This is a genomic window from Streptomyces sp. TM32 (assembly GCF_004122755.1).
Taxonomy (GTDB): domain Bacteria; phylum Actinomycetota; class Actinomycetes; order Streptomycetales; family Streptomycetaceae; genus Streptomyces; species Streptomyces sioyaensis.
This window is the reverse complement of record NZ_SDIG01000017.1, coordinates 25,060-48,950: the sequence shown is the minus strand read 5'-3', so window position 1 is coordinate 48,950 and position 23,891 is coordinate 25,060. Positions and strand designations below refer to the sequence as shown.

The 23,891-nt window shown below is 72.7% G+C and carries 18 protein-coding genes; 11 read left to right on the top strand and 7 right to left on the bottom strand.

The features are described 5' to 3' along the window. Positions 1 to 182 precede the first annotated feature (182 nt). On the top strand, positions 183 to 1,745 hold the full coding sequence (locus EST92_RS06610) for an AMP-binding protein (RefSeq protein ID WP_129280000.1): 1,563 nt from the start codon (positions 183 to 185) through the stop codon (positions 1,743 to 1,745). A 30-nt stretch (positions 1,746 to 1,775) separates the two neighbouring features. Here EST92_RS06610 and EST92_RS06605 read toward each other — a convergent pair whose 3' ends face one another. Next, complete coding sequence (locus EST92_RS06605; RefSeq protein ID WP_129279999.1) at positions 1,776 to 2,618, bottom strand: nitroreductase/quinone reductase family protein; 843 nt, start codon at positions 2,616 to 2,618, stop codon at positions 1,776 to 1,778. Between the two features lie 799 nt (positions 2,619 to 3,417). Here EST92_RS06605 and EST92_RS06600 point away from each other — a divergent pair. The 7 genes from EST92_RS06600 to EST92_RS06570 all read left to right on the top strand — a co-directional run bounded on the left by EST92_RS06600 (position 3,418) and on the right by EST92_RS06570 (position 12,346). Further along, positions 3,418 to 3,762, top strand: coding sequence for a DUF1330 domain-containing protein (locus EST92_RS06600; protein ID WP_129279998.1), 345 nt, complete (start codon positions 3,418 to 3,420; stop codon positions 3,760 to 3,762). A gap of 203 nt (positions 3,763 to 3,965) precedes the next feature. Next, positions 3,966 to 6,026: a restriction endonuclease gene (locus EST92_RS06595; RefSeq protein WP_254068572.1), complete on the top strand. Its 2,061-nt coding sequence runs from the start codon at positions 3,966 to 3,968 to the stop codon at positions 6,024 to 6,026. Positions 6,027 to 6,110: 84 nt separating this feature from the next. Beyond that, complete coding sequence (locus tag EST92_RS06590; protein WP_129279996.1) at positions 6,111 to 6,545, top strand: hypothetical protein; 435 nt, start codon at positions 6,111 to 6,113, stop codon at positions 6,543 to 6,545. A 119-nt stretch (positions 6,546 to 6,664) separates the two neighbouring features. Next, entirely contained in the window at positions 6,665 to 7,852 is a 1,188-nt protein-coding gene (locus tag EST92_RS06585) for a CapA family protein (protein ID WP_129279995.1), read from the top strand. 245 nt (positions 7,853 to 8,097) lie between these two features. Beyond that, positions 8,098 to 9,561 carry an FAD-dependent oxidoreductase gene (locus EST92_RS06580; protein WP_129279994.1) on the top strand — a complete coding sequence of 488 codons (1,464 nt, stop codon included), beginning with the start codon at positions 8,098 to 8,100 and terminating at the stop codon, positions 9,559 to 9,561. A 20-nt stretch (positions 9,562 to 9,581) separates the two neighbouring features. Then, positions 9,582 to 12,050, top strand: a complete 2,469-nt coding sequence (locus EST92_RS06575; RefSeq protein ID WP_129279993.1) for an excinuclease ABC subunit UvrA — start codon at positions 9,582 to 9,584, stop codon at positions 12,048 to 12,050. An 83-nt stretch (positions 12,051 to 12,133) separates the two neighbouring features. Beyond that, positions 12,134 to 12,346 carry an EF-hand domain-containing protein gene (locus EST92_RS06570; RefSeq protein ID WP_096212030.1) on the top strand — a complete coding sequence of 71 codons (213 nt, stop codon included), beginning with the start codon at positions 12,134 to 12,136 and terminating at the stop codon, positions 12,344 to 12,346. Positions 12,347 to 12,364: 18 nt separating this feature from the next. Here EST92_RS06570 and EST92_RS06565 read toward each other — a convergent pair whose 3' ends face one another. Beyond that, positions 12,365 to 13,288 (bottom strand): LysR family transcriptional regulator, encoded by a 924-nt coding sequence (locus EST92_RS06565; RefSeq protein WP_129279992.1) that lies wholly within the window; start codon positions 13,286 to 13,288, stop codon positions 12,365 to 12,367. A 99-nt stretch (positions 13,289 to 13,387) separates the two neighbouring features. On the opposite strand from EST92_RS06565, the gene EST92_RS06560 reads away from it, so the two are divergent. Beyond that, positions 13,388 to 14,026 (top strand): LysE family transporter, encoded by a 639-nt coding sequence (locus EST92_RS06560; protein WP_129279991.1) that lies wholly within the window; start codon positions 13,388 to 13,390, stop codon positions 14,024 to 14,026. On the opposite strand, the gene EST92_RS06555 is transcribed toward EST92_RS06560, so the two are convergent. After that, on the bottom strand, positions 13,991 to 16,372 hold the full coding sequence (locus EST92_RS06555; RefSeq protein ID WP_129279990.1) for a GH92 family glycosyl hydrolase: 2,382 nt from the start codon (positions 16,370 to 16,372) through the stop codon (positions 13,991 to 13,993). The genes EST92_RS06560 and EST92_RS06555 overlap by 36 nt on opposite strands. A gap of 462 nt (positions 16,373 to 16,834) precedes the next feature. On the opposite strand from EST92_RS06555, the gene EST92_RS06550 reads away from it, so the two are divergent. Continuing rightward, a complete protein-coding gene (locus tag EST92_RS06550) occupies positions 16,835 to 17,311 on the top strand; it encodes a hypothetical protein (protein ID WP_129279989.1) in 477 nt (158 codons plus the stop codon). Positions 17,312 to 17,382: 71 nt separating this feature from the next. Here the strand turns inward: EST92_RS06550 and EST92_RS06545 are convergent, their stop codons facing one another. The 4 genes from EST92_RS06545 to EST92_RS06530 all read right to left on the bottom strand — a co-directional run bounded on the left by EST92_RS06545 (position 17,383) and on the right by EST92_RS06530 (position 20,542). Then, positions 17,383 to 18,837, bottom strand: a complete 1,455-nt coding sequence (locus EST92_RS06545; protein WP_129279988.1) for an amino acid permease — start codon at positions 18,835 to 18,837, stop codon at positions 17,383 to 17,385. 135 nt (positions 18,838 to 18,972) lie between these two features. Then, positions 18,973 to 19,188: a dodecin gene (locus EST92_RS06540; RefSeq protein ID WP_129247736.1), complete on the bottom strand. Its 216-nt coding sequence runs from the start codon at positions 19,186 to 19,188 to the stop codon at positions 18,973 to 18,975. Between the two features lie 110 nt (positions 19,189 to 19,298). Continuing rightward, positions 19,299 to 19,760 carry a universal stress protein gene (locus tag EST92_RS06535; protein WP_129279987.1) on the bottom strand — a complete coding sequence of 154 codons (462 nt, stop codon included), beginning with the start codon at positions 19,758 to 19,760 and terminating at the stop codon, positions 19,299 to 19,301. A gap of 80 nt (positions 19,761 to 19,840) precedes the next feature. Next, positions 19,841 to 20,542, bottom strand: a complete 702-nt coding sequence (locus EST92_RS06530) for a PAS domain-containing protein (RefSeq protein WP_129279986.1) — start codon at positions 20,540 to 20,542, stop codon at positions 19,841 to 19,843. A 105-nt stretch (positions 20,543 to 20,647) separates the two neighbouring features. On the opposite strand from EST92_RS06530, the gene EST92_RS06525 reads away from it, so the two are divergent. Beyond that, a complete protein-coding gene (locus EST92_RS06525; protein ID WP_129279985.1) occupies positions 20,648 to 23,836 on the top strand; it encodes a cytochrome P450 in 3,189 nt (1,062 codons plus the stop codon). Positions 23,837 to 23,891 lie beyond the last annotated feature (55 nt).

The following is a 23,891-nucleotide window of genomic DNA, read 5'->3' as shown; positions in this document are numbered from 1 at the left end:
AAGTGCCGTGAGACCTCGGATCTCAGGGGAAGGGCGGTGTGCGTGGCCGGGACAGGCGGAGCCGGTGGCCGGAGAGCTGACCGGAAGTCGGCGTTTGGGCCGCCGGCCCGCCCTCAACACCCTGGCGGACTACGGGACGTGACGGTTCAATGAGCGGCCGGGTCGCACTCATTGGAGGCACCATGGAAGCCGTCGTCCCGTCCGCCGCCGGCACCCCGGCCATCCGCTGTGCCGGCCACGAACGCGACTATCCGGCCTTCCTCGACCGTGCGGCGCGGATCGCCACCGGCCTGCGGGAAGCGGGCGTGGAGCCCGGCGACCGGATCGCCGTCGTGATGCGCAATGAGCCCGCCCATCTGGAGATCACCGCCGCTGCCGCCCTGCTCGGCGTTTCGGCGGTGCCCGTGAACTGGCACTTCCGGCAGCACGAACTGAGCCATGTGCTCAGCGACAGCGGCAGCAAGGTCGTCTTCGCACACACCGACCTGCTGGCCGGGGTGCGCGCGGTGCTCCCAGAGGGCGTACGGATCGTCGAGGCCGCCGTCCCTGCCGGCGTCGCGGCCGCCTGCGGGTTCGAGGCGCCCGCCCCCACCGGGGACCATCCACTGCTCGACCCCTGGCTGGCCGGCCATCCGCCGCTCGAACGGACCGCCGGGGAGCACCCGCCCACCGTCATCTACAGCTCCGGAACCACCGGACGCCCCAAGGGGGTGCTGCGCGAACCGGTCGCCCAGGACCGGCTCGACGAAGCGGTGCAGCGGTTCCTGGAATACTTCGCCGTCGCTCCCGGCGGCCGCACGCTGATCCCCGCCCCGCTCTACCACGCCTCACCCAGTCAGCACGCCGTGCTCGCCCTCGCGGCCGGGCTGGACATCACCCTGATGCCGCGGTTCGACGCCGAGGAGTTCCTGCGGCTGATCGCCCGCCACCGCATCGAGCAGGTGCAGGTCGTCCCCACGATGTTCGTCCGGCTGCTGCGACTGCCCAAGGACGTCCGCGAGCGCTACGACCTGTCCTCGCTCACCTCCGTCGTCCACGCCGCGGCGCCCTGCCCGCCCCATGTCAAACACGCCATGATCGACTGGCTGGGACCGGTCCTTCGGGAGTACTACGGGGGCAGCGAGACCGGCGCCGTGACATGGTGCGACAGCGCGGAGTGGCTGGCCCATCCCGGCACCGTCGGACGGGCCACCGGCACCTGCGCCGTCGCGGTCCTCGGCCCCGACGGAACGCCGCTGCCGGCCGGCGCCACCGGCGACATCTACCTCAAACCGGGCGACGAATGGCCCCGGTTCACCTACCTCGGCGACCCGGACCGGCGGGCCGCCATGGAAGCGCCGGGCCTGCCCGGGTACGTCACCATCGGCGACATCGGCCAACTCGACGCGGACGGCTATCTCTACCTCAGCGACCGCCGCCACGACATGGTCATCTCCGGCGGGGTCAACATCTACCCCGCCGAGATCGAGGGCTGTCTGCTGGCCCTCGACGGGGTCTGTGACGCGGCGGTCTTCGGCATCCCCGACGAGGAGTTCGGCGAAACCCTCGCCGCGCATCTGCAGACCGAACCCGGAGTGGTACTCAGCGCCGAGGAGGTGCGCGCGCATGTCGCCGCGCGGCTCGCCGGGTACAAGGTGCCCCGGGCCGTGGTATTCGAGGAGCGGCTGCCGCGCGACGAATCGGGGAAACTCTTCAAACGGCAACTGCGGGATCCGTACTGGGCGGGCCACGGCGGCGCGATCTGACCGCCGTGAGCCGCCCGGCGGAGCCCGGTCTCAGCAGGAAGGCCCATCAAGGACGGGTATCAACTGCTCCTCCTCGTACGTCAGATGGTTCTCCACCTCCCCGGTCAGCCGCTCGACCTCGGTGAGCACCCGCTGTGGATCCGCGTCCTTCGCGGAGATGACCCCCTGCAATTCGTGGAGAAGCAGGGCGAGTTTCTCGTGTTCCTGCCGCATCCGTTCCAGGGCCGGCGCGAGCTCGGGATGGTGCCGGCCGAGCATCGGAAACATTCCGGCGTCCTCGCCGGTGTGGTGATTGTGCAGCCCCTGGCAGAACGTCAGGCAATTCATCCGGAGCTGGGCGCCGAGCCCGGGACCCGATGCGGCGATTTCCTTGCGGATCAGGTCGAGTTCCCGCCGGAATCCGTCGTGCACGGCCTTGAGCGCGGCACCCGGAGAGGTGGCGGCGATATTCGGCGGCCCCGCGGGGATTTCCTGCAGGGCCACCACAGGGAGTACCCGCTCGGTCCGGGCCTGATAGGCCGACCATCCGGGATCGGCCTCGGCCGCGCGGGCGAAGGCACGGTCGCGTTCGGCCCCCTCCAGGACGACAGCCTGCGCTTCGTAGGTGAAGACGCCGGCTTCGACCGTGACACGGGGGTTGGCCACCAGGTTGTGGAACCACGCCGGGTGCCGGGGCGCTCCGGCGGCCGAGGCGATGACCAGGACGCGTCCGCCGCCGTCGGGAAGATAGCCGAGCGGGGTGGTGTGCGGGGCGCCGGACGGGGCACCGGTAGTGGTCAGCAACAGCAGGCGGCCGCCTTCGAAGGGCCCGCCGACCCGTCCGCCGTGGGCACGGAACTCTTCGATGATCCGCCGGTTGAAATCGTTCGTCATGGTCGGTGTTTTCTCCAGTGGGTTCGGGTGGGCGCGGAATGGGGCCCGGAAGGGGAAAGAGGCGCGACGCAGCGCACGGTGAATGAGCCGCAAAACGACGCCGGTTCAACCGTGAGACAGGTGTGTGGGAAAGAGAGAGGGGGGAAAGAGAAGGGGAAGGGAAGGGCAAGGTGGGGGAATCAGAAAGCGCATGCATGCGGTGCGCGTAGGCCTGCGGAATGCGTACTCTTTTGGCGAACGGCAGGGCCCGCAGACGGAGTTCGTCTACAGGTGAAAAGCGCGGAACGCGCGAACTGTGGAGGAGGGGAGGGGCGGGCCTCTGGGCGCCCGCCTGGCGGTCACGTGGTGACCGGGAACCTCACTCGCTCGTGGCACATGGCCGACCCGGTAGTCACCCGCGCAAGGGTAATGCCACACGGGTTCCCGGGCAAACGTCCGACGGGGGTGGGGCCCGGTTCGGCCCCACCGTGAACTCCTCGGCGCGACAAGGTCGGTGGGGGCTCATGCGCCAACTCCGACGAGCGGCCTGCGACGACCCGGAGGACAGCGAGCGAGCCATGCTGTCGTGGACGCAGAGCACCGTCACCGCCCTGGCTGCCGTGCACACTGCCCGGGGTCCGGCCACGATCTCCAGTGGCGCTGACCTCGGAGGTCATCGGCCCGTGCGGCCGCGATGACCCCGGAGACGATCGGCCCGTGCGGACGCAGATGACCCAGGAGGCCGTCGACCCCGTGAGGCAGCCCATGGAAGCGTGGACCCTGACGCACCATCCGCCCATGGGAAAGGCCACACCACACCATGACCGCATACGCCATCGCCCACCTGCGCCCCACCGACCCGCACCCGGAGATCTTCGAGTACATCGAGAGGATTCAGGCGACGCTGGACCCCTTCGGCGGCCGCTTCCTCGTCCACGGCGAGGAGGTGGAGGTCGAGGAAGGCAACTGGCCCGGAACCGTCGTCGTCCTCGCCTTCCCGGACATGGCGCAGGCCCGGGGCTGGTACGCCTCGCCCGCCTATCAAGAGATCCTGCCGTTGCGCACCAAGCACATCGAGGGCGATGTGGTGTTGGTGCCGGGCGTGCCGGACGGCTACGACCCGGCTCGGACGGCAGCGAAGCTGCGGGCCGCGGCGGCCGAATGACCCCGGGTGCGCGCCGGCCGCGGCGGCGGCCGGCGCGCGCCGTGCACCGTGCGCCCAATGTTGTCCACAAGCCGTGACCGGCTTCTTGCTCCCCCGCTAAAGTCGTATCAACAGCGCAGGTGAAGCCGCTTCCAAAGAGTTCCGGGGGCAGCTGCCCCGGGGGGAGGACGAAGACCAGCATGAGCCGCCGTTCCCATGGATTAATGGCTGTCTGGGCCGAGGCGCAGCGTCAGCAGCAGCGCCAGCTGGAAGCCCAGCGCCGCGCGCGGGCTCAGCAGCAGCGCGACCAGGAGCGGCAGGCCCGGGACGCCGAGCGCGCCATGGCGCGGATGCACCGCGAGCGACAGACGGCCTACCGGCAGCAGCGTGAGGCCGACGCCCGCCGCCGCACCGAGGAACTGGAAAGCCGGGTCGCCGCGCTCTCCGGCCTGCTGACCGACGGCTGCCGCGCCCCCGCCTTCACCGCCGCCGCGCTGCTGCGCCCCGAGCACGTCGAGGAGTTCGCGCCCGGCGCCCTCGCCACCCCGGTGCCGATGCCCGACCCGGCCCGCTATCGGGCACCCACCGGCGGCTGGCAGCTCGGCGCCCGCCGCGACCGCGCCCAGGAAGAGGCCCGCGCCCGCTACGAACAGGACTGGTACGCCGCACAGGCCGCGGAGAGCCGACGGCAGGCCCAACTCACCGCCTACCGCCAGCAGTACGACCAGTGGGCCGCCGGGGCGCTGCAAGAAATCCGGGCGCACAACTCCGGCATCGAGGAACTCCTCACCGGCCTGCGCGACGGCGACGCGGATGCGGCCGTCGAGTACTTCTCGGCCGCGCTGTACTCCTCCACGGCCTGGCCGGAGGGCTTCCCCCGGCAGGTCGCCGCGGCCTACGACCCGAGCGCCCGCCAACTCGTCCTGGACTGGGAACTCCCCGGCTACGACATCGTTCCGCCGACCAGGTCCGTCCGGTACATGCCCACCGCCGACCAGGAGAAGGAGACCGCCCGGCCGGCTGCGCAGTGCCGGGCGCTCTACCGCGATGTGCTGGCCCAGAGCGTGCTGCTGGTGCTGCGTGACCTCTTCGCCGCCGACACCTACGGGACGCTGGATTCGGTGGCACTCAACGGCTTCGTGGACGACGTGGACCCGGCGACCGGCCGCCCGGCCCAGCTGTATCTGGCGACCGTCATGGCGCCCCGCAGCGCCTTCGACCTGCTCCACCTCGAACAGGTCAGTGCGGTGGAGTGCCTGACCGAGGGGCTGCGCGGCCAGCTCTCCGCCCGCCCCGACCAGCGGACCGCGGTGCGCCCCGGACGGCTGCCCAGCGAGGTCGGCGGCGGCGACGCGGTCGTCACACACGGCACCGACGGCGAGCCCGATCTGTATGAGATGGACCCGATGGCCTTCGAGAATCTGATCGCCGAGCTGTTCCGGGCCATGGGCATGCAGGCCGTCACCACCCAGCGGTCCGGCGACGGCGGGGTCGATGTGGACGCGCTGGATCCCGACCCGGTCCGCGGCGGCAAGATCGTGGTGCAGGTCAAGCGCTACCGCCACACCGTCCCGCCCACTGCCGTCCGAGATCTCTACGGCACCGTCCAGTCGGAGGGCGCCAACAAAGGCGTGCTGGTGACGACCTCCCGGTTCGGTCCCGGCGCCCACACCTTCGCCAACGGCAAACCGCTCGGCCTCATCGCCGGCCCCGAACTCGTCGATCTGCTCAGCCGGTACGGGCTGCGCGGCCGGCTGGGTGCGGCCGCCCCGGCCGGCCCCGACTCCGCCGAGGAGCCGGCGGACCACAACATCCTCGGCATGAACTGGTCCGGAGAGGTAGCCCTCGATGTCTGTGCCCTGGTGTGCAAGGGGGGCAGCGTCCTCGGCGACGACCAGTTCGTCTTCTACAACAACCCGCGCAATCCCGATGGTTCGGTACGGATGCTGCCCGGCTTCGCCCCCGACCGGGCCGCGATGCAGGTGCGGTTCGAGGGGCTGCCGTCGGACGCCGACCGGCTGGTCCTGGTCGCCGCGATCGACCCCCAGATCAACCCTGATGCCGATCTCTCCGGTTTCACCGATGCACAGATACGTCTGCTGGACGCCTCGGGGGAGGAGCTGGGGCAACTGGAGGTCTCGGACGGGCGGCCCGGGGAGACCGCCCTGGTACTCGGCTCGTTCCGCCAACGAGCGGGCGGGGACTGGGACTTCGTGATCGGCGGCAAGGGCTTCTCCGGAGGTCTGGAGGCCTTGGTGCAGGAGTACGGCATCGAGGTCGCCTAGTACGGCATCGAGGTCGCCTGAGGCCGGGGCGGGGCCGGGGCCCGGGCGACGCCCGTGCGCCGGACGGCCATAAGCTCTCGCCCTATGCGGGAGCTCTTCGACGCGGCCGCAATGGCCGGGCTCTGCGGAGGGGACGCGCTGATCCGCTGGGCGGCCCAGGGCCTGCCCGCGGCGCGGGGGATACGGGCCTTCGGGGCGCCGGACGGTTCGGCGGTGGCGGTGGCCTCCCCGGCGCTCTCGGGCCACGACCGGCTTGCCGTGCACGGCGAGCCCCGGACCGCCGCGCCGCTGGTCCGTGACGTACTGCGGGCGGTGGGCCGCAGCCACCGGCCGATCGGCGGCCCGAAGCTGGGGCGTGCGGTGTGCAAGGTCTCGGTCGAGGACGCGTTGGCCCGCTACGGCACGGTGGCGCTGATGGTGGCCGATGCGAACCGGGCCGCCCTGGACCTGTACCGCTCGCTCGGCCTGGTCCACCGTCCGCTGGCGGCGGCCTTCTTCGGCACTGCCACGGCAGGGTGAGCAGCGCGTAAGGCAGAGGGAGGCCCGCCGTGGGAAACCGTGGGTCCGTATGGGGGAGAGCGCCGGGCTCCGGGGGACGGGACCATTTTCCGCCATAAATCTGCTGATATGTGTCGAGCATGAGCGCGTACACCCGGTCTGCCGCCGTTGCCGCCCTCGTCGCGCTGGCCGTGGGGTGCGCAGGCCCGCCCCTCGTCCTGCCCCCGATCCCGCGCTCCGTCCCGCGGCCGGCGCCGCGGCCCACCCCGGACCCCTCGCCGCGCGCCCACGCCGGTGCCCCTGTCATCGCCGGCCGGCGGCCCTTCACGCTGGTCGCCGCGGGAGCGGTGCTCCCCTCCCAGCCCGAGGTCCTCACCACGGCACGGCGCGACGCCGCGTACGACGGCTACGACTACCGGCCGATGCTCAAGGGCGTGCGGCCGGTCATCTCCTCCGCCGACCTGGCGCTGTGTCAGCTGAGCGCTCCGCTGGGTCCGCTGAGCGGCCCCTTCGCCGGGTACCCCGTCCTCCAGGCGCCACCGCAGATCGCCACTGCCCTGAAGGCGACCGGCTACGACTCCTGCGCCACCGCCTCCCGCCATGCCCTCGATCACGGCGTCCCGGGCGTGCGGCGCACCCTGGAAGCGCTGGACACCGTCGGGCTGCGGCACGCCGGCTCGGCGCGCGACGCGGCCGAGCGCGGCAGCCCGGCGCTGTTGCGGGCTCCCGGCGGCGCACGGGTGGCCCAGCTGTCGTACACCGACGGTGCCGGGGGCGCCCGCCGCCCGGCGTCCGCGCCCTGGGCGGTCGAACCGCTCGACGAGAGACGGATCATCGGCGATGCCCGGGCGGCCCGCCGGGCCGGCGCCGATGTCGTGGTCGTCAGCCTGTACTGGGGCGCGGCACACCGGACGGCCCCCGACGGCCGGCAGCTCGCGCTCGCCCGTGCGCTCACCGCCTCGACGACCCACGGGCGGCCCGACATCGACCTGATGGTCGGCACCCGGGCGCACACCCCGCAGCCGTACGAGAAGGTCCATGGCACCTGGGTCGTCTACGGCCTCGGTGACCAGATCACCGGCGCCCCGAAGAAGCCGCGCGCCACCTGGGGCAGCATCGCCCGCTTCCGGTTCGCCCCGCCGCACCGGGCCGGCGGGCGATGGCGGGTCGTCAGCGCCGAGTACATCCCGCAGCTCGCCGAGCAGGGAGCACGGGTGCGGGTGCGCAATCTCGCCCGGACCGGCGGCCATGGACAGGCCCGCAAGGAGATCGCCGAGGCCGTGCTGAGCCGCGGCGCGGCGGCCGACGGGCTGAGAAGTGGGAACTGACCCGGTCCCGGATGATCGGGAAGTGACCTGCTGCGGGAAGGGTGGGAGATGACCCGGGGCGGGATGAGTGGGAAAAGACCTGGTGACACCGGACCCGCCGACGGGTGATCGTAGTGGTGGACCGGTTCGCCCGGCCCCGCACACCCCGACAGCGCTATGGAGCCTTCCGTCATGAAGACAACCGTTGATGCCGACATGGGCCGCGCGGCCGTCGGCTGCCCCGCCGCCGTGGGCGAGGGCCACGCATGACCGCCCGGCCGATCGCCGTCGTCGGCGCCTCGGCGGCCGGGCTCGCCGCGGCCGAGGCGCTGCGGCGCTTCGGCTGGCGCGGCCCGCTCACCCTCATCGGCGACGAACCCCACCTCCCGTACGACCGGCCGCCGTTGTCCAAGCAGCTGCTGCACGGCGCCTGGGAGCCGGAGAAGCTGCTGCTGCGGACCGCGGACCAGCTCGCCCCGCTCGACCTGGACCTGCGGCTCGGCACCCGGGCCACCGGCCTCGATGTGGCGACCCGCACCCTCACCGTCGACGGCGGAGTGGGGGTCCCCGCGCGTGAGCAAGGCCGAGAGCGGGAGACGCTCGTCTGTGCCGGCGTGATCATTGCGACCGGTGTCGCGGCCCGTTCGCTGCCCGGCGCCGAGGGCATCGCCGGTGTGCACACGCTGCGTACCCTGGACGACGCGCTGACCCTGCGCGGCCTGCTGGCCAATGGGGGTGCCCCCGGCAGTGGGGGCGTAGCCGCCGGGGGAGGCGGGCGGCGCGTGGTGATCGTCGGAAACGGCGTACTGGGGTGTGAAGCGGCCGCGGTGGCACGGGAGTTGGGGCACGAGGTCACCCTCGTGGGCCTCGCGGAAACGCCGATGGTCGAGGCCGTCGGCGCGGAGGTCGGCGCGTTGCTCGCCGAGGAGCACCGCGCCCGAGGCGTCCAGCTGCGCACCGGGGAGGTGGACGGGTTCGAGACGGCCCCCGCGGACCCGGCGGGAACGGGCCGCGGGCAGGTCACCGCCGTCCGCCTGGCCAACGGGGGTTCCCCCGCCAGTGAGGGCATAGCCCACGGGAGTCCCCCCGGCAGTGCGGGCGCAGCCGCCGGGGGAGGGGGAGAGGGAGGCACCCTGCTGCCCGCCGACCTCGTGCTGCTGGCGATCGGCTCCCGGCCCGCCGTGGAGTGGCTGACCGACCCGGCGCTGGACACCACCGACGGGCTGCGCTGCGACGCGTACTGCGCCGCCGCCCCCGGCATCTACGCGGCGGGGGACGTGGCGCGCTGGGACCATCCGCAGCACGGCCGTCCGCTGCGCTTCGAGCACCGGATGAACGCCACCGAACAGGGCATGGCCGCCGCCCGCAACCTCCTGGCCGAACTCGCCGCCGAGGCCCCCGCCGCCGCGGACGGGGACGCCACCCCGGCGCAGGAACGCCGCCCCTTCGCCCCCGTGCCGTACTTCTGGTCCGACCAGTACGACCTCAAGATCCAGGCGTACGGACTCACCGCGGGGGCCGACCGCGTCGAGACCACCGTCCTGGACCGGGCGCGGCGACGGGCCGTCGCGCTCTACGGCCGGGACGGCAGCGCCGTCGGCGTGCTCGCCGTCGGACTCCCGCCCCGCCTGCTCCGCGCCCTGCGCGCGGTCGTCGCCACACCGCTCGCCTGGGACGAGGCCCGCGAACGGGTCCGCGACGCCCTCGCGTCCGGCCGGGACACGCCCTGACGGTGCCCGATCATGGAGGGATGACCGACTCGTACGTACGGGTGCGCGGCGCCCGTGAGCACAACCTCCGCAGCGTCGATGTGGACATCCCGAGGGACGCGCTGGTCGCGTTCACCGGGGTGTCCGGATCGGGCAAGTCCTCCCTCGCCTTCGGGACCCTCTACGCCGAGGCACAGCGCCGCTACTTCGAGTCGGTGGCCCCCTACGCCCGGCGGCTGATCCACCAGGTCGGTGCGCCCAAGGTCGAGGACATCACCGGACTGCCGCCCGCCGTCGCGCTGGAACAGCGCCGCTCCGCGCCCACCTCCCGCTCCTCGGTCGGCACCGTCACCACCCTGTCCAACACCCTGCGCATGCTCTTCTCCCGCGCCGGCGACTACCCGCGGGGCGCACCACGGCTCGACTCCGACGCCTTCTCGCCCAACACCGCGGCCGGCGCCTGCCCGGAGTGCCACGGTCTGGGCACCGTCCACCGCGTCACCGAGGAGTCCCTGGTCCCCGACCCGTCGCTCTCCGTCCGCGAGGGCGCCATCGCCGCCTGGCCGGGCGCCTGGCAGGGCAAGAACCTCCGCGACATCCTCGCCGCGCTCGGGTACGACATCGAGCGGCCCTGGCGGGAGCTGCCGCAGGCGGACCGCGACTGGATCCTGTTCACCGACGAACAGCCCGTCGTCACCGTGCACCCGGTCCGCGACGCCGGCCGGATCCAACGCCCCTACAAGGGCCAGTACATGAGCGCCCGTCGCTATGTGCTGCACACCTTCGCCGACTCCAAGAGCGAGACGCTGCGCGGGCGCGTCCAGGGATTCATGGTCGCCGAGCCCTGCCCGGTGTGCCACGGGCGGCGGCTGCGCCCCGAGTCCCTGGCCGTCACCTTCGAGGGGCACGACATCGCCACCCTCGCCGGGCGCCCGCTGAACGCGCTGGCCGCGCTGCTGCGGCCCACCGCCGGGCGGGCGGACGACGAGGTGGCCCCGACCCTGGCCCGCGACCTGGTGGCCCGGATCGAGGTGCTCACCGAACTCGGCCTGGGCTACCTCAGCATGGACCGGCCCGCCCCCACCCTGTCGGCCGGTGAGCTCCAGCGGCTGCGGCTGGCCACCCAGCTGCGCTCCGGCCTCTTCGGCGTGGTCTACGTCCTGGACGAACCCTCCGCCGGACTGCACCCCGCCGACACCGAGTCACTGCTCACGGTGCTGGGCCGGCTCAAGGAAGCGGGCAACTCCCTGTTCGTCGTCGAGCACGACATGGCGGTCGTGCGCCATGCCGACTGGATCGTGGACGTCGGGCCGCGCGCCGGGGAACACGGCGGACAGGTGCTGCACAGTGGCCCCGTCGCCGGGCTCGCCCACGCCGCCGCGTCCGCCACCCGCCGGTTCCTCTTCGCCACCGAACCGCCCCCCGCGCGCACGGTGCGCCGCCCCGCGGGCGCACTGGCGCTGCGCGGCATCACCCTGCACAATCTGCGCGGTCTGGACGCCACCTTCCCGCTCGGCGTCTTCACCGCCGTCACCGGCGTCTCCGGCTCGGGCAAGTCGACGCTGGTCACCCGCGTCCTCGCGGACGCCGTACGCGATCACCTCGGCACCGGGGAGGACCGGCAGACCGCGGCCGGCGGGGACGAAACCGAGGCCGCCGGCGCCGGCACGCCGGCCCGCGCGGAACTCACCGGCGCCGAGGGGCTGGAGGCGATCGACCGGCTGGTGCGCGTCGACCAGAAGCCGATCGGCCGGACGCCGCGTTCCAACCTCGCCACCTACACCGGGCTGTTCGACGCGGTCCGCAAGGTCTTCGCCGCCACCGACGAGGCCCGCGCCCGCGGCTACACCGCCGGCCGGTTCTCCTTCAACGTCGCCGCCGGCCGCTGCGGCACCTGCCAGGGCGAGGGCTTCGTCGCCGTCGAACTGCTCTTCCTGCCCGGCACCTACGCGCCCTGCACCACCTGCCACGGCGCCCGCTACCAGCCCGAGACGCTCCAGATCACCTACCGCGACCGCACCATTGCCGACGTCCTGGAGATGACCGTGGACGACGCCGCCGGCTTCCTGGACGACGTCCCCGCGGCCGCCCGCAGCCTGCGCACCCTCCAGGACGTGGGCCTGGGTTACCTGCGGCTCGGCCAGCCCGCGACGGAACTGTCCGGCGGCGAGGCCCAGCGCATCAAGCTCGCCTCCGAACTCCAGCGGACCCGCCGCGGCCACACCCTCTACCTGCTCGACGAGCCCACCACCGGACTGCACCCCGCCGACACCGAGGTGCTGCTGCGCCAGCTGCACGGCCTGGTCGACGCCGGGCACACCGTCGTGGTCGTCGAGCACGACATGGGGGTGGTCGCCGGCGCCGACCACGTCATCGACCTCGGTCCCGGCGGCGGCGCGGACGGCGGCCGGATCGTGGCCACGGGAACGCCGGCCGAGGTGGCGGCCGCGCCGGGCAGCCGTACCGCGCCCTATCTGGCCCGGCAGAGGGCGCGGCCGGACACCTTGTGACGGTCGGCTAATGTACGCAGGTCAGATCACCAGGCAACAGCACCGCGCAGCACTGCGCAGCATCACGAAGGGGGCACCTTCTCATGGCAGACATCGAGCAGGCCCGGGCGGCGTTCGACCGGTTCGACGCGGACGGCGACGGCCAGGTCACACCGGACGAGTTCAAGCACGCGATGGCCGAGATGGGCGACCCGTACGTCACCGGCCCGATGGCCGAGGCCGTCATCAAGGCCAAGGACACCGACCACGACGGCACGATGTCCTTCGACGAGTTCTGGCAGGCCCTGCAGGGCTGACGCCCGCCCCGACCGGGCTCACACCCGCTTCACCTCCCGGTCGTCCGCGGCCGCGCGCAGCGCCGCCATCGCGCGGGCGATCGGGGGCTGTTGTTCACTTCCGCGCCGGACGGCCGCCACGAACCGCCTTACGGGGAGCGGCTCCCCGCGCAGCGGCACCCGCACGACCGGGTACTGCTCCGGCACCGGCGCCAGCCGCGGCACCAGAGCGATCCCGAAGCCGTGCGCGACCAGGGCCGCGACCGCGTACCAGTCCAGCGCGTGATGGCGCACTCGGGGGGTGAAGCCCGCGCTGGCGCAGGCGGACAGCAGCAGTTGATGCTGATCGGCCGGGTCACCGGCGCGGATCCAGCTCTCCGTGCCTGCTTCTGCCAGCGCCACCCCCTGTCGCGTACACCAGGCGAACCGGTGCCCCGCCGGCACCAGCAGGTCCTGCGGCTCCTCCAGCACCGGCCGCTGGACGAAGCGCGCATCGTCCGGCGCAGGGCCGTCCGGCGCCGGAATGACCACGGCGAGGTCCGCCCGGCCGGAGAGCAGCAGCTCGAAGCGGTTCTCGTCCGGGTCTTCACCGATCTCCACCGCGAGCCGCGGCAGCTCGTCACGCAGCCGCGCGGCCGCCGGCGCGATCACCGCCGTGATCGCCGTCGCCACCCCCGTGACCCGCAACCGCCCCGCGACCCCGTCCGCGTACCCCGCGAGATCCGCGCGGGCCTCCTCCCAGCGCAGGAACAGCGCATCGGCGTGCTCGACCAGCGCCAACGCCGCCGGCGTCAGGCGCACCTTGCGGCCCGCCGGCTCCAGGAGTCCGAGCCCGAGCCCGGCCGACAGCTGACGCAGCTGCTGGGAGACCGTCGACGGGGTCAGATGCAGGGCCTCGGCGGTCGCGGTGACGGTGCCCAGCTCGTGCAGGACACGCAGGGTCTGGAGCCGGGGATCGATCATGCACGGAGCATAGGCGGTCCATCGTGTGGCGCTGTCGCACGGTGTCGTGCGGAAAATTCCGATGGACCCGCACGATGGTCCCGCCCGACGCTGAACGGCATGACCGAGATACTGACCGATGCCTTTCTGCCGGGGCTGTGGGCGGGTTATGCCCTGGCCGTTCCCGTCGGCGCGATGGCCGTGCTGCTGGTGAGCCTGACCGCCCGGACGTCGTTTCGGACCGGCGCCGCGGCGGCGCTCGGGGTGGCGAGTGCCGATGGGCTCTATGCGCTCGCCGCGGTGGCCGGCGGCGCCGCTCTCTCCCGCGCCGTCGCCCCGGTAGCGGGGCCGCTGCGGTCGGTCGGCGCCGCCCTCCTGCTCGGCATGGCGGTACGGATCGCCGTGCGGGCACTGCGCCACCGCGGCACGCCGGACGGCTCGGTGCGGGACGTCCTGGGACGCCCCGCCCGGGCCTACGCCGCCTTCCTGGGGCTGACGTTGATCAACCCGTGGACGGTGGTCTACTTCTCCGCGCTGGTGCTCGCGGGCGGCGCGGGCACCCTGCGCACCGGTGTCGCCGGACCGGCCGCCTTCGTGGCGGCCGTGCTCACCGCCTCCGCGAGTTGGCAGCTGTTCCTGGCCGCCGGAGGAGCCGTGCTCGGCCGGGCGCTGACCGGCCCGCGGGGGCAGGTCGTCACCGCGCTGGTCTCGGCCGTGGTGATCTCAGCGCCGGCGACCGTGCTGATGCTGGGCGGCTGAGCTGCCCACGGGCGGCGGCGCGGCATGATCGCCGGTGCCCCAGCCGGACGGCTTCGGCCCCACGGTGAAGGCCAGTTCACGGCCCGAGCGCAGCTCACCGGTGGTGAGGTAGGTCCGGTCGCGTTCGGCGCCGTCCAGCCGGACGGACTGCACATAGCGGTTGGCGGCGGACGTACCGGGAGCGGTGACGGTGAAGTGTCCGGACGGGTAGTAGCGCCGGTCCAGCGTCAGGTCCACCCGGTCGAAGACCGGGGTGCTCAGCCCCCAGCTGTCGGTGCCGGGCTGGACCGGGAAGATCCCCATCGAGGAGAGCACCATCCACGCCGACATCGTCCCCAGGTCGTCGTTCCCGGTCATCCCGGTGGGGGCGTCGGTGAACAGGGTCAGCGCCGCATGCACCACATCCGTCGTCTTCCAGGGGCGGCCGGTGGCGAGATAGGTGTACGGCGCGATCAGATCGGGCTCGTTCTGCGGGTTGTACTTGTCCGCGTTGTAGTAGTCGTACGGGCCGTTGACCCACACCTCGCGCGCCGTCTTCTCCGGGTCCGCCAGCAGCTTCGGGTAGGCGAAGAACGAGTCGAGGCGCGCATCGGCCGTGTCCTTGCCGCCGATCAGCTCCAGCATCCCCGGCAGGTCCTGCGGCACCAGCCACTGGTACTGCCAGGCCGTGCCCTCGTGGAAGCCCTCGCTCTTGGCCGGGTCGGCGGGTCCGGTGAAGGCGCCCTGCCCGTCGCGGGCCCGGAAGAAGCCGGTCGAACCGTCGAAGAGAGTGCGGTAGTTCCGGCCGCGGGCCGCATAGCGGTCGGCGTCCGCGCCGTGTCCCAGATCGCGCGCCATCTGGGACAGCATGGCGTCCGACAGCGCGTATTCGAGGGTCGCCGAGGCGCCCTGGGCGAAGTCGGAGTCGCCCGACTTGGGCGGTTGGTGGCCCTTGAGGTACGGCACGAAGCCGTTTTTCAGATACTGCGCATTGGCCTCCCGCCCGACGGCCGGGGAGTCGGCCGGCGGCACCCCGTCGGCGTTCTTCTTCAGCGCCGCGTACGCCTCCTCCTCATGGCCCCGCAACAGCCCCTGCTGGTAGGCGTTGGTGAGGAACGGCGTGACCGGATCGCCGGTCATGACGTTGGTTTCGACCGTGCCGTAGCCCCACTTGGGCAGCCAGCCGCCCTCCTTGTCGATCCGCAGCACCGACAGCGCCATGTCGCGGGACTCACCCGGCGCCAGCAGCGCCAGCAGCTGTGCCTGGGTGCGATAGGTGTCCCACAGCGACCAGTTCTGGTAGTACGTGAAGCCGTCGGCCCGATGGACGCGCTGGTCCCAGCCGGTGTAACGGCCGTCCACGTCACTGCCGATGTTCGGCGCGAGGAAGGACCGGTAGAGCGAGGAGTAGAAGGTGCGGCGCAGTGCCGTGCCGCCGCCCCGCGCCTGCACCAGCGCCAGTCGCTGCTCCCATGCGGAGTCGGCCGCGGCCCTCGTCCGGTCGAAGGAAGGGCCGCCCTCGGCACGCAGATTGCGGGCCGCGCCCGCCGCGTCCACATAGCTGATCGCGGTGGTCGCCTCGACGGTCCGGTCCGTGCGGGTGTCGAAGCGGGCGTACGCCCCGTGCCGGCCGGTGGCGGTGGACCCCGTGGAGCCGGCCGTCACCTTGTCGCCGTCCCAGGTCCCGTACGACGCGAAGGGCCGGTTGAAGCGGGTGAGGGTGTAGACGGTGTACGGCTTGCTGTCCTGGCAGAAGCCGCGGCCCGTGAGGGTCGTGCGGATGGTGCGGGAGTCGAGCACCTCGACCCGCGTCGAGACCGTCCGGTGCAGCGACTGGCCCGCGTTGAGCAGCACATTGGCCCGGTCGGTGGCCGGGAAGGTGTAGCGCTGCCTGCCGGTGTGTGCGGTGGCCGTCAGTTCGGCGGTGATCCCGCCGTAGGACTTCAGGCCGACGCGGTAGTAGCCGGGGCGGGCGGACTCGTCGTCATGGCCGTAAGCGGCCGCGTACTTCGCATTGTCCGTTTCGGTGAGGTCGCCCGTGGTGGGCAGCACCGGCAGATCACCGCCGATCCCGCAGCCGACACCGGAGAGGTGCACCGCGCTGAAGCCACGGATGTGGTCGTCGTCGTAGCCGTAGCCGGCGTAGTGCCCGGTGTCGGGGGAGAGTTGCACCATGCCGAAGGGGACGGCGGCGCCCGGGTAGGTGTTGCCGTCGTTCCGGGTGCCGATGAACGGGTTGACCAGGTCGGTGAGCGGGCCGGCGGCCGGCTCGGCCTGCGCGGCGGGGGCGGTGAGCGCACCCGCGAGGAGCGCGGCCGCCAGCACCGCGCCCGCGGTACGCAGCCGGGTACGACTGAGCCATGGCATGGATGGGGACCTCCGGGTCGGGTCGTCGCCGTACGGCGGCCGGGCGTGCCGGGAAGGCTTCCGTACGCGGCGGTCGACAACGTTGTCAGAGTGCGCTCATTCTTGGTGCCGGTCAGGTGCGCGTCAAGAGGTGGTGGCGGAGTAACTCCGGTGCGCCCAGGGCCCGTACGAGGTGTCGGCACAGCTCCGGGGGTGGCGTGGCGCGAGGGGTGAGGAGTGGCGCGCCGGCCGGATATGCAGGCCCGCGCAGCCGAAAATCATGCGGTGCCTGCCTTGCTCTCTTCGGGGGCGCGTGCCTCAATGGGCAGCGAAATACGGGTTGCTGACTGAGCGTCAGTTCATGGCGCCCGGTCAGCGGCGGGGTCCGGCCGCGGCCCCCGCGTGGCTGCCTGCCGTTCCCTGGCGTACCCCTCGACGGCCGGTGCCATGGACCCGCACCCCCCTCACGAAGGCGGTACCCCCATGAGACACCTCAGACCCGGCAGACTCGGCTTCGGTACGGCGCTCGGCGTCGCGCTCGCCACCGCGGGTACGCTCGCGATGGCGCCCGCCGCCACCGCGGTGACACCCGGCACCGCGACCCTCTCGTTCGACTGCGGTTGGTACGGCTCCGGCACGGCGACGCTCACCGCGACCCAGAACGGCACGGCCGCGACGATCAGCCTGGCCACCAAAGCGATCAGCTCACCGATAAACATCGGCGCGAACTCGGTCACCTCCACCCTCACGCTCACCAAGAACGGCTCGGGAACCACGCAGTTCAAGGGCAGTTCCAACCCGGCGATCCCGGCCGGCAGCGAGGTCTCCACCGGCCCCCTCACCGGCACGGTCGCCCCCGGGGACAGTCTGGAAGCCACCTCCCTGAAGGTCGTGGTGCTGGGCATCACGGCCACCTGCAAGGCCACCTCCCGGCAGTCGCCGGGGCCGTTCGTCTTCTGACCTTGCGCGGGGACCGGCGGCAGGTGGCGCCGGTCCCCGTCGTGTGCCGGCGCCCGGTCAGCGGCGGTGGTTCACTGCGGTGTCCCGCCGTCCTGCGGACCGGAGGCGGTCTGCCCCTCGCTCCGCGCCAGGTTCGAACGGCGGTAGGAGTACGAGAAGTAGATGACCATGCCGACCAGGAACCACACCGCGAAGCGGACCCAGGTCTGCCATGCCAGGAACGTGATCAGCCAGATCGAGAAGCACACCCCGATCGCCGGCACCACCGGCATCCCGGGCGTACGGAACGTCCGGGGCAGTTCGGGGTGCCGGTAGCGGAGCACGATGACCGCGATGCAGACGACCACGAACGCGAGCAGAATGCCGATGTTCGTCAGCTCGGCGGCCTCCCCGATCGGCAGGAAGCCCGCGATGGCCGCGGAGGCGAAGCCGACGATCCAGGTCACCCGGGTCGGCACATGGTGCTGGGGGCTGGTCTTGGCGAACCACTTCGGCAGCAGCCCGTCCCGGCTCATCGAGAACCACACCCGGGTCACCCCGAGCATGAAGGTGAACATGACGGTCAGGATGCCGATGATCGCGCCGACCGCGATGATGTCCGCCAGGCCGCTCAGACCCACCGCCTTGAAGGCCGAGGAGAACCCGCTCTCCGGGTCGATGTGCTGGTAGTTCTGCATCCCCGTCAGCACCAGGCAGGCCAGGACGTACAGCACCATGGAGATGGCCAGCGAGTACAGGATCGCCTTCGGCATGTGGCGCTGGGCGTCCTTGGACTCCTCGGCCGCCGTGCTCATCGCGTCATAGCCGAAGACCGCGAAGAAGACGGTGGCCGCGCCGGTGAAGGCGCCGGTCACCCCGAACGGGAAGAACGGCGTGTAGTTCGCGGTGTTGATGTGGAAGAAGCCGACCACGATCACCACGATGACCACCAGGACCTTCAGGCCCACCACGATCGTCTCGAAGCGCGCGGCGTTCTTGATGCCCAGGGTCAGCAGATAGGCGATCAGCAGACACAGCACCGCCGCGAAGAGGTCCACCCGGTGCCCCGGACCGGTGCCCGGCGCCCCCAGCATCCAGGAGGGCAGATCGAGGCCCAGCTCACCGAGCAGGAACCCGAAATAGCCGGAGATGCCGATCGCGACCACCGCCACGATCGCGGTGTACTCCAGCAGCAGGTCCCAGCCGATGAACCAGCCCGCCACCTCGCCGAGGACCGCATAGCCGTAGGTGTAGGCCGAGCCCGCCTTCGGGATCAGCCCGGCGAACTCGGCGTAGGAGAAGGCCGCCGCGGCGCTCGCGACGCCCGCGATCAGGAAGGAGATCACCACGGCCGGGCCGGCCTTGCCGTTCGCGACGGTGCCGGCCAGGGTGAAGATGCCCGCGCCGATGATGCCGCCGACTCCGATGGCCGTCAGCTGCCACAGGCCGAGCGCCCGGGTGAGCTGCTGACTTGCGCTGCCTTCCGCCTCTTCGATGTGTTCGATCGGTTTACGGCGCAGTACGCCCTGTCCCGCGCGCAAGCCCATGCCTCATCCCTCCGTCGCTCCGTTGTGGTCCGACGGCGGCTCATCATGGACCCTCGGGGGCGTCTTAGGAAGGCGACTCCACCGGATGGCGCCCAGTGCTGCGGGACTCGCCGGGAGACGTACCCGGCAGGTGTGTCATTCGGCCTCCTCCAGACGGAAGCCGACCTTCAGACCGACCTGGTAGTGATCGATCGCGCCGTCGACGATGTGCCCGCGGACCTGGGTGACCTCGAACCAGTCGAGGTTGCGCAGGGTCTCCGAGGCGCGCTTGATGCCATTTTTGACCGCGGCGTCCATGCTCTGCTGGGACGTTCCGACGATCTCGGTCACGCGATACGTGCGGTCGGTCACGGTGATCTCCCTCGCCGGGGCGGCGCTCCGCCCGTCCACTGTCCACCGTGCCTCAGGGCGCCCGGGCCCACCAGCGGAGCGGGGGCCGGGCGGGAGGTTGCGGGCCTGTCCTAGGGAACGACGGTGACCGGCCAGCGTCCGGCCTTGACCAGGCGTACCGCGACCGAGCCCATGATGCGGTGCCCGGCCGACTCCGAGGCGCCGACCACCACCGCGTCGGCCGTGAGCTCGTCGGCCATCTGCACCATGCCGTTGTACGGGTCGCCACGCAGCGTGTGGAACTCCCAGCGCAGGTGGTACAGCCCCGCCAGCCGCTCGGTCGCCCGGCGGATCTCGGTCATCAGCTCCTCGGTCACCTCGTCCGTGGCATCGGCGACCGGCGCCCCCATCGCCGCCCCGACGGGCAGCACCGGCTGGACGTAGACCATGGCGAGCTTCGAGGACTGACGCCGGGCCAGTCCCGCCGCGTAGGCGGCGGCGCGCCACGACGAATCGGAGCCGTCGATGCCCACGACGATGACCTTCGGGCCGTCCGTTCCGCGCTCGAACCGCGCGGGTGCGTTCTCGTCCACACGACGGAGGTTATCCGCACAGGTGTGCTGCCGGGGCGGCGGGCCGGGCCGTCGGCCCCGTGGCCCGCCGCCCCGGCCGGTCAGGCGGGCGCCGGGGGCCAGCTGTCCGGCGACAGCACGCCCAGCACGTACGCCCTGGCGACCAGCGCGGTACGTCCCTGGACCCGCCAACGGCGGGCCAGCCGGGTGAGGTGATAGTTGACCCCGTCGACGGTCAGCCCCAGCGCCGTCCCGATCGACGCCGTGGTCGCGCCGCCCGCGGCCAGCGCCAGGATCTGCGTCTCCACGGGGCTGGCCGAGCCGCGCGGCGCGGGCGGCGGGGCGGTCTCGCGCACCCGCAGCAGCGCCAGCAGCGCGGGCGGGTTCACCGAGGGATCGCCGACCGGGTCCACCGTCAATTCCCCTTCCCGCTCGGTGCCGTCGGGGCCGACGGACCAGCGCACCTCGATCGGATAGCGTGACCGGCGCCCCAGCCGCAGGGCCTCGGTGAGCCGGTCGAGCTGTGCCTTCGCCCGGGGCTCGAAGAGGTCCAGCAGATTGCGGCCGCGCAGTTGTCCCGGGGCCGCGCCCCACTCGGTGGCCATGGCCGGATTGGCGATGAGCACCTCGCCGTGGGCCGTGCAGACCGCGATCGGCGTGGGGATGCGGTACAGCAGGATCAGTAAGTAATTGCGCCAGGGGCCGGCCGCGTAGGGGCCGGCCGGATCCAGAGGGCCGTGTGCGGAGGGCGGTGTGCCGGTGTCCCCGGTGTCCGGCGTCCCGTCGGCAGTCCCGTTGTCCATTGCCTCTTCTCCGGTCCGTGCGCAAGAGCCAGCGGCGAAAAACCACTGCACAATCATGCAGTGGCCCGGGCCCGTCCGGAGCGCGGGGCCCGGCACGCTGGAGTCATGACCGACACCATCGCGCTCCACAGTGACCCACACGCCGCCGATGACGGCATTCCGGTGGCCGACCTCACCGAGGCCGGGCTCACGCATACGCCCCTCCAGCAGTCCATGGACCTCGCCCGGATCCACGGCCCGGTCTTCGCGCGCAAATTCGGCGCCCACCGGACGCTGTTCGTCTCCTCGCTCGACCTGGTCACCGAGGTCGCCGACGAATCCCGCTTCCGCAAGGGGGTGTCGGTCGTGCTGGAGAACGTCCGGGAGTTCGCCGGTGACGGTCTGTTCACCGCGTACAACGACGAGCCGAACTGGGCCAAGGCGCACGAGGTCCTGATGCCGGCGTTCGCGCTCGGCTCGATGCGGACCTACCACCCGGCGATGCTCAAGGTGGCCCGCCGGGTCATGGCGTCCTGGGACCGCCGGGTGGCCGACGGCACGCCCGTCCAGGTCGCCGAGGACATGACCCGGATGACGCTGGACACCATCGGGCTGGCCGGCTTCGGCTTCGACTTCGAGTCGTTCTCCCGCGGCGACACCCCGCATCCGTTCGTCGAGGCGATGGTGCGCTGCCTGGAGTGGAGCATGACGAAGTTCTCCCGGGACCCCGCTGCCGACCACTCGGCGGCGGACGCGGCGTTCCAGGCCGACGCGGACTACCTCGCGTCCGTCGTCGACGAGGTCATCGCCGCCCGGACGGCGGGCGGCGCGTCCGGTGACGACGACCTGCTGGGCCTGATGCTCGGCGCCCGGGACCAGGGGGACGAGGCGGCGGCGAACCGCCCCACCCTCGATCTCGCCAATATCCGCAACCAGGTCATCACCTTCCTGATCGCGGGCCACGAGACCACCTCGGGCGCGCTCTCGTTCGCCCTCTACCACCTGCTCAAGGACCCACTCGCGCTGCGCATGGTCCAGCGCGAGGCCGACGAACTGTGGGGCGACCAGGCCGACCCCGCCCCGTCGTTCGAGGACATCGGCCGGCTGCCGTTCACCCGTCAGGTGCTCAACGAGGCGCTGCGGCTGTGGCCCACCGCCGCCGCCTTCACCCGCCAGGCCCGCGCGGACACCCTGCTCGGCGGCCGCTACCCGGTGCGGGCGGGGGAGCTGGTCACCGTGCTCACCCCGATGCTGCACCGCGACCCGGCCTGGGGCGACAACCCCGAGCTGTTCGACCCCTCCCGCTTCAGCCCGGAGGCCGAGGCGGCCCGCTCCCCGCACGCGTACAAGCCGTTCGGGACGGGTGAACGCGCCTGCATCGGGCGGCAGTTCGCGCTGCACGAGGCGACCATGCTGCTCGCCCTGCTCGCGCACCGCTACCGGCTGCTCGACCACACCGGCTACCAGCTGCGCATCAAGGAGACGCTCACCCTCAAGCCGGACGGGTTCACGCTGACCCTGGCCGCCCGAACGCCCGCCGACCGGGCCGCGGTCCGCGCCGCGCTGGCCGTCCTGCCGGGCGGCGGCACCGGCACGGAGGACGGCGCCGCGACCGACGACGGGCTGCCGACCCGCGTCCCCCAGGGCACCGGCCTGCTGGTGCTGCACGGCAGCAACTACGGCACCTGCCGCGAATTCGCCGAGCGGCTCGCCGACGAGGCCACCGGACTGGGCTTCGCCCCCGACGTGGCGCCGCTGGACGCCGCCGTCGGTGCGCTGCCCGCCGACCGGCCCGTCGTCATCGTGGCCGCCTCCTACAACGGCCGGCCCACCGATGACGCGGCGGCCTTCGTGGAGTGGCTGAACACGGCGCGGGACGGCGCCGCGGCCGACGTCCCGTTCGCCGTCCTCGGCGTCGGTGACCGCAACTGGGCCGCCACCTACCAGCACATACCGACCCTCATCGACGACCGGCTGGACGCCCTCGGCGCCCACCGGGTGCTGCCGCGCGCCGAGGCCGACGCCTCCGGCGACCTGGGCGGCACCGTCAAGGAGTTCACCGCGGCGCTGCGCACCCAGTTGCTGGCCCGGTACGGCGACCCGGCCTCCGTCGGCGCCGCCCGGCCCGCGGCGGAGGACACCGGCTACACCGTCACCGAGGTCACCGGCGGCCCGCTGGACGCGCTCGCCGCCCGCCACGACCTCGTCCCGATGACCGTCACCGAGGCATACGACCTGACCGCCGAGGACTGGCCCCGGCCCAAGCGCTTCCTGCGGATCGCGCTGCCGGACGGCGTCGGCTACCGCACCGCGGACCACCTCGCCGTGCTGCCGGCCAACGCCCCGGCCGCCGTCGAGCGCGCCGCCCGGGCCCTCGGCGCCGACCCGGAGACCGTTCTCGCACTGCACCGGGCCGGCGGGCCCGCCCGGGACGCCCTGCCCGTCGACCGTCCCGTCACGGTGCGTCAACTTCTCACGCACCACCTGGAACTGGGGCTGCGGCCGACCCCCGCGCAGGTCGCCGTGCTCGCCGCGCACAACCCGTGCCCGCCCGAGCGGCTCGCCCTGGAGTCCCTCGCCGCGGACGACCCGCGCACCCTGATCGAGCTGATCGAGGCGCACCCCGCGCTGCGCGGGGCCCTGCCCTGGCCGACGGTGCTGGAGCTGCTGCCGCCGCTGCGCATCCGGCACTACTCGCTGTCGTCCTCGCCCGCCACCGACGCCCGGCACGCCGACCTGATGGTGTCGCTGCTGCCCGGCGGCACCGGCTCCACCCATCTGCACTCCCTGCGGCCCGGCGACACCGTCCTGGCCCGCGTCCAGCCCTGCCGCGAGGCCTTCCGCCTCGATCCGGCCGAGGACACCCCGGTGATTCTGGTCGCGGCGGGCACCGGCCTCGCGCCCTTCCGCGGCGCCGTCGCCGACCGGGTCGCCGCCGGTCGAACGGCGCCCGCCCGGCTCTACTTCGGCTGTGACGACCCGGCCGGCGACTTCCTGCACGCCGCGGAGTTCGCCGCCGCCGAAGCCGCCGGGGTGATCTCCGTGCGGCCCGTCTTCAGCGCCCGCCCGGAGCACGGCCACCGGTTCGTCCAGCACCGGATCGCCGCCGAGGCCGCCGAGGTGTGGGAGCTGCTCCAGGCCGGCGCGCGGGTGTACGTCTGCGGCGACGGCAGCCGGATGGCGCCCGGTGTCCGGGCGGCCTTCCGCGAGCTGCACGCTGCGCAAACCGGCGCCTCCCCGCAGGAGTCCGAGGCCTGGCTGCGCGAACTGACCGCCTCCGGCCGCTACATCGAGGACGTGTACGCGGCGGGCTGACGCGGCGTCCCTCCCGGCGGGCTGGATCTCCGGGCCCGCCGGGGCCAAGGTGGGT

Coding starts and splice junctions, on each gene's coding strand:
- EST92_RS06530 (WP_129279986.1), bottom strand. CDS start 20,542: ATGGACAACGGGACTGCCGACGGGACGCCGGACACCGGGGACACCGGC.
- EST92_RS06580 (WP_129279994.1), top strand. CDS start 8,098: ATGACCGCCCGGCCGATCGCCGTCGTCGGCGCCTCGGCGGCCGGGCTC.
- EST92_RS06560 (WP_129279991.1), top strand. CDS start 13,388: ATGACCGAGATACTGACCGATGCCTTTCTGCCGGGGCTGTGGGCGGGT.
- EST92_RS06575 (WP_129279993.1), top strand. CDS start 9,582: ATGACCGACTCGTACGTACGGGTGCGCGGCGCCCGTGAGCACAACCTC.
- EST92_RS06570 (WP_096212030.1), top strand. CDS start 12,134: ATGGCAGACATCGAGCAGGCCCGGGCGGCGTTCGACCGGTTCGACGCG.
- EST92_RS06525 (WP_129279985.1), top strand. CDS start 20,648: ATGACCGACACCATCGCGCTCCACAGTGACCCACACGCCGCCGATGAC.
- EST92_RS06555 (WP_129279990.1), bottom strand. CDS start 16,372: ATGCCATGGCTCAGTCGTACCCGGCTGCGTACCGCGGGCGCGGTGCTG.
- EST92_RS06590 (WP_129279996.1), top strand. CDS start 6,111: ATGCGGGAGCTCTTCGACGCGGCCGCAATGGCCGGGCTCTGCGGAGGG.
- EST92_RS06600 (WP_129279998.1), top strand. CDS start 3,418: ATGACCGCATACGCCATCGCCCACCTGCGCCCCACCGACCCGCACCCG.
- EST92_RS06545 (WP_129279988.1), bottom strand. CDS start 18,837: ATGGGCTTGCGCGCGGGACAGGGCGTACTGCGCCGTAAACCGATCGAA.
- EST92_RS06610 (WP_129280000.1), top strand. CDS start 183: ATGGAAGCCGTCGTCCCGTCCGCCGCCGGCACCCCGGCCATCCGCTGT.
- EST92_RS06595 (WP_254068572.1), top strand. CDS start 3,966: ATGGCTGTCTGGGCCGAGGCGCAGCGTCAGCAGCAGCGCCAGCTGGAA.
- EST92_RS06605 (WP_129279999.1), bottom strand. CDS start 2,618: ATGACGAACGATTTCAACCGGCGGATCATCGAAGAGTTCCGTGCCCAC.
- EST92_RS06565 (WP_129279992.1), bottom strand. CDS start 13,288: ATGATCGATCCCCGGCTCCAGACCCTGCGTGTCCTGCACGAGCTGGGC.
- EST92_RS06550 (WP_129279989.1), top strand. CDS start 16,835: ATGAGACACCTCAGACCCGGCAGACTCGGCTTCGGTACGGCGCTCGGC.
- EST92_RS06585 (WP_129279995.1), top strand. CDS start 6,665: ATGAGCGCGTACACCCGGTCTGCCGCCGTTGCCGCCCTCGTCGCGCTG.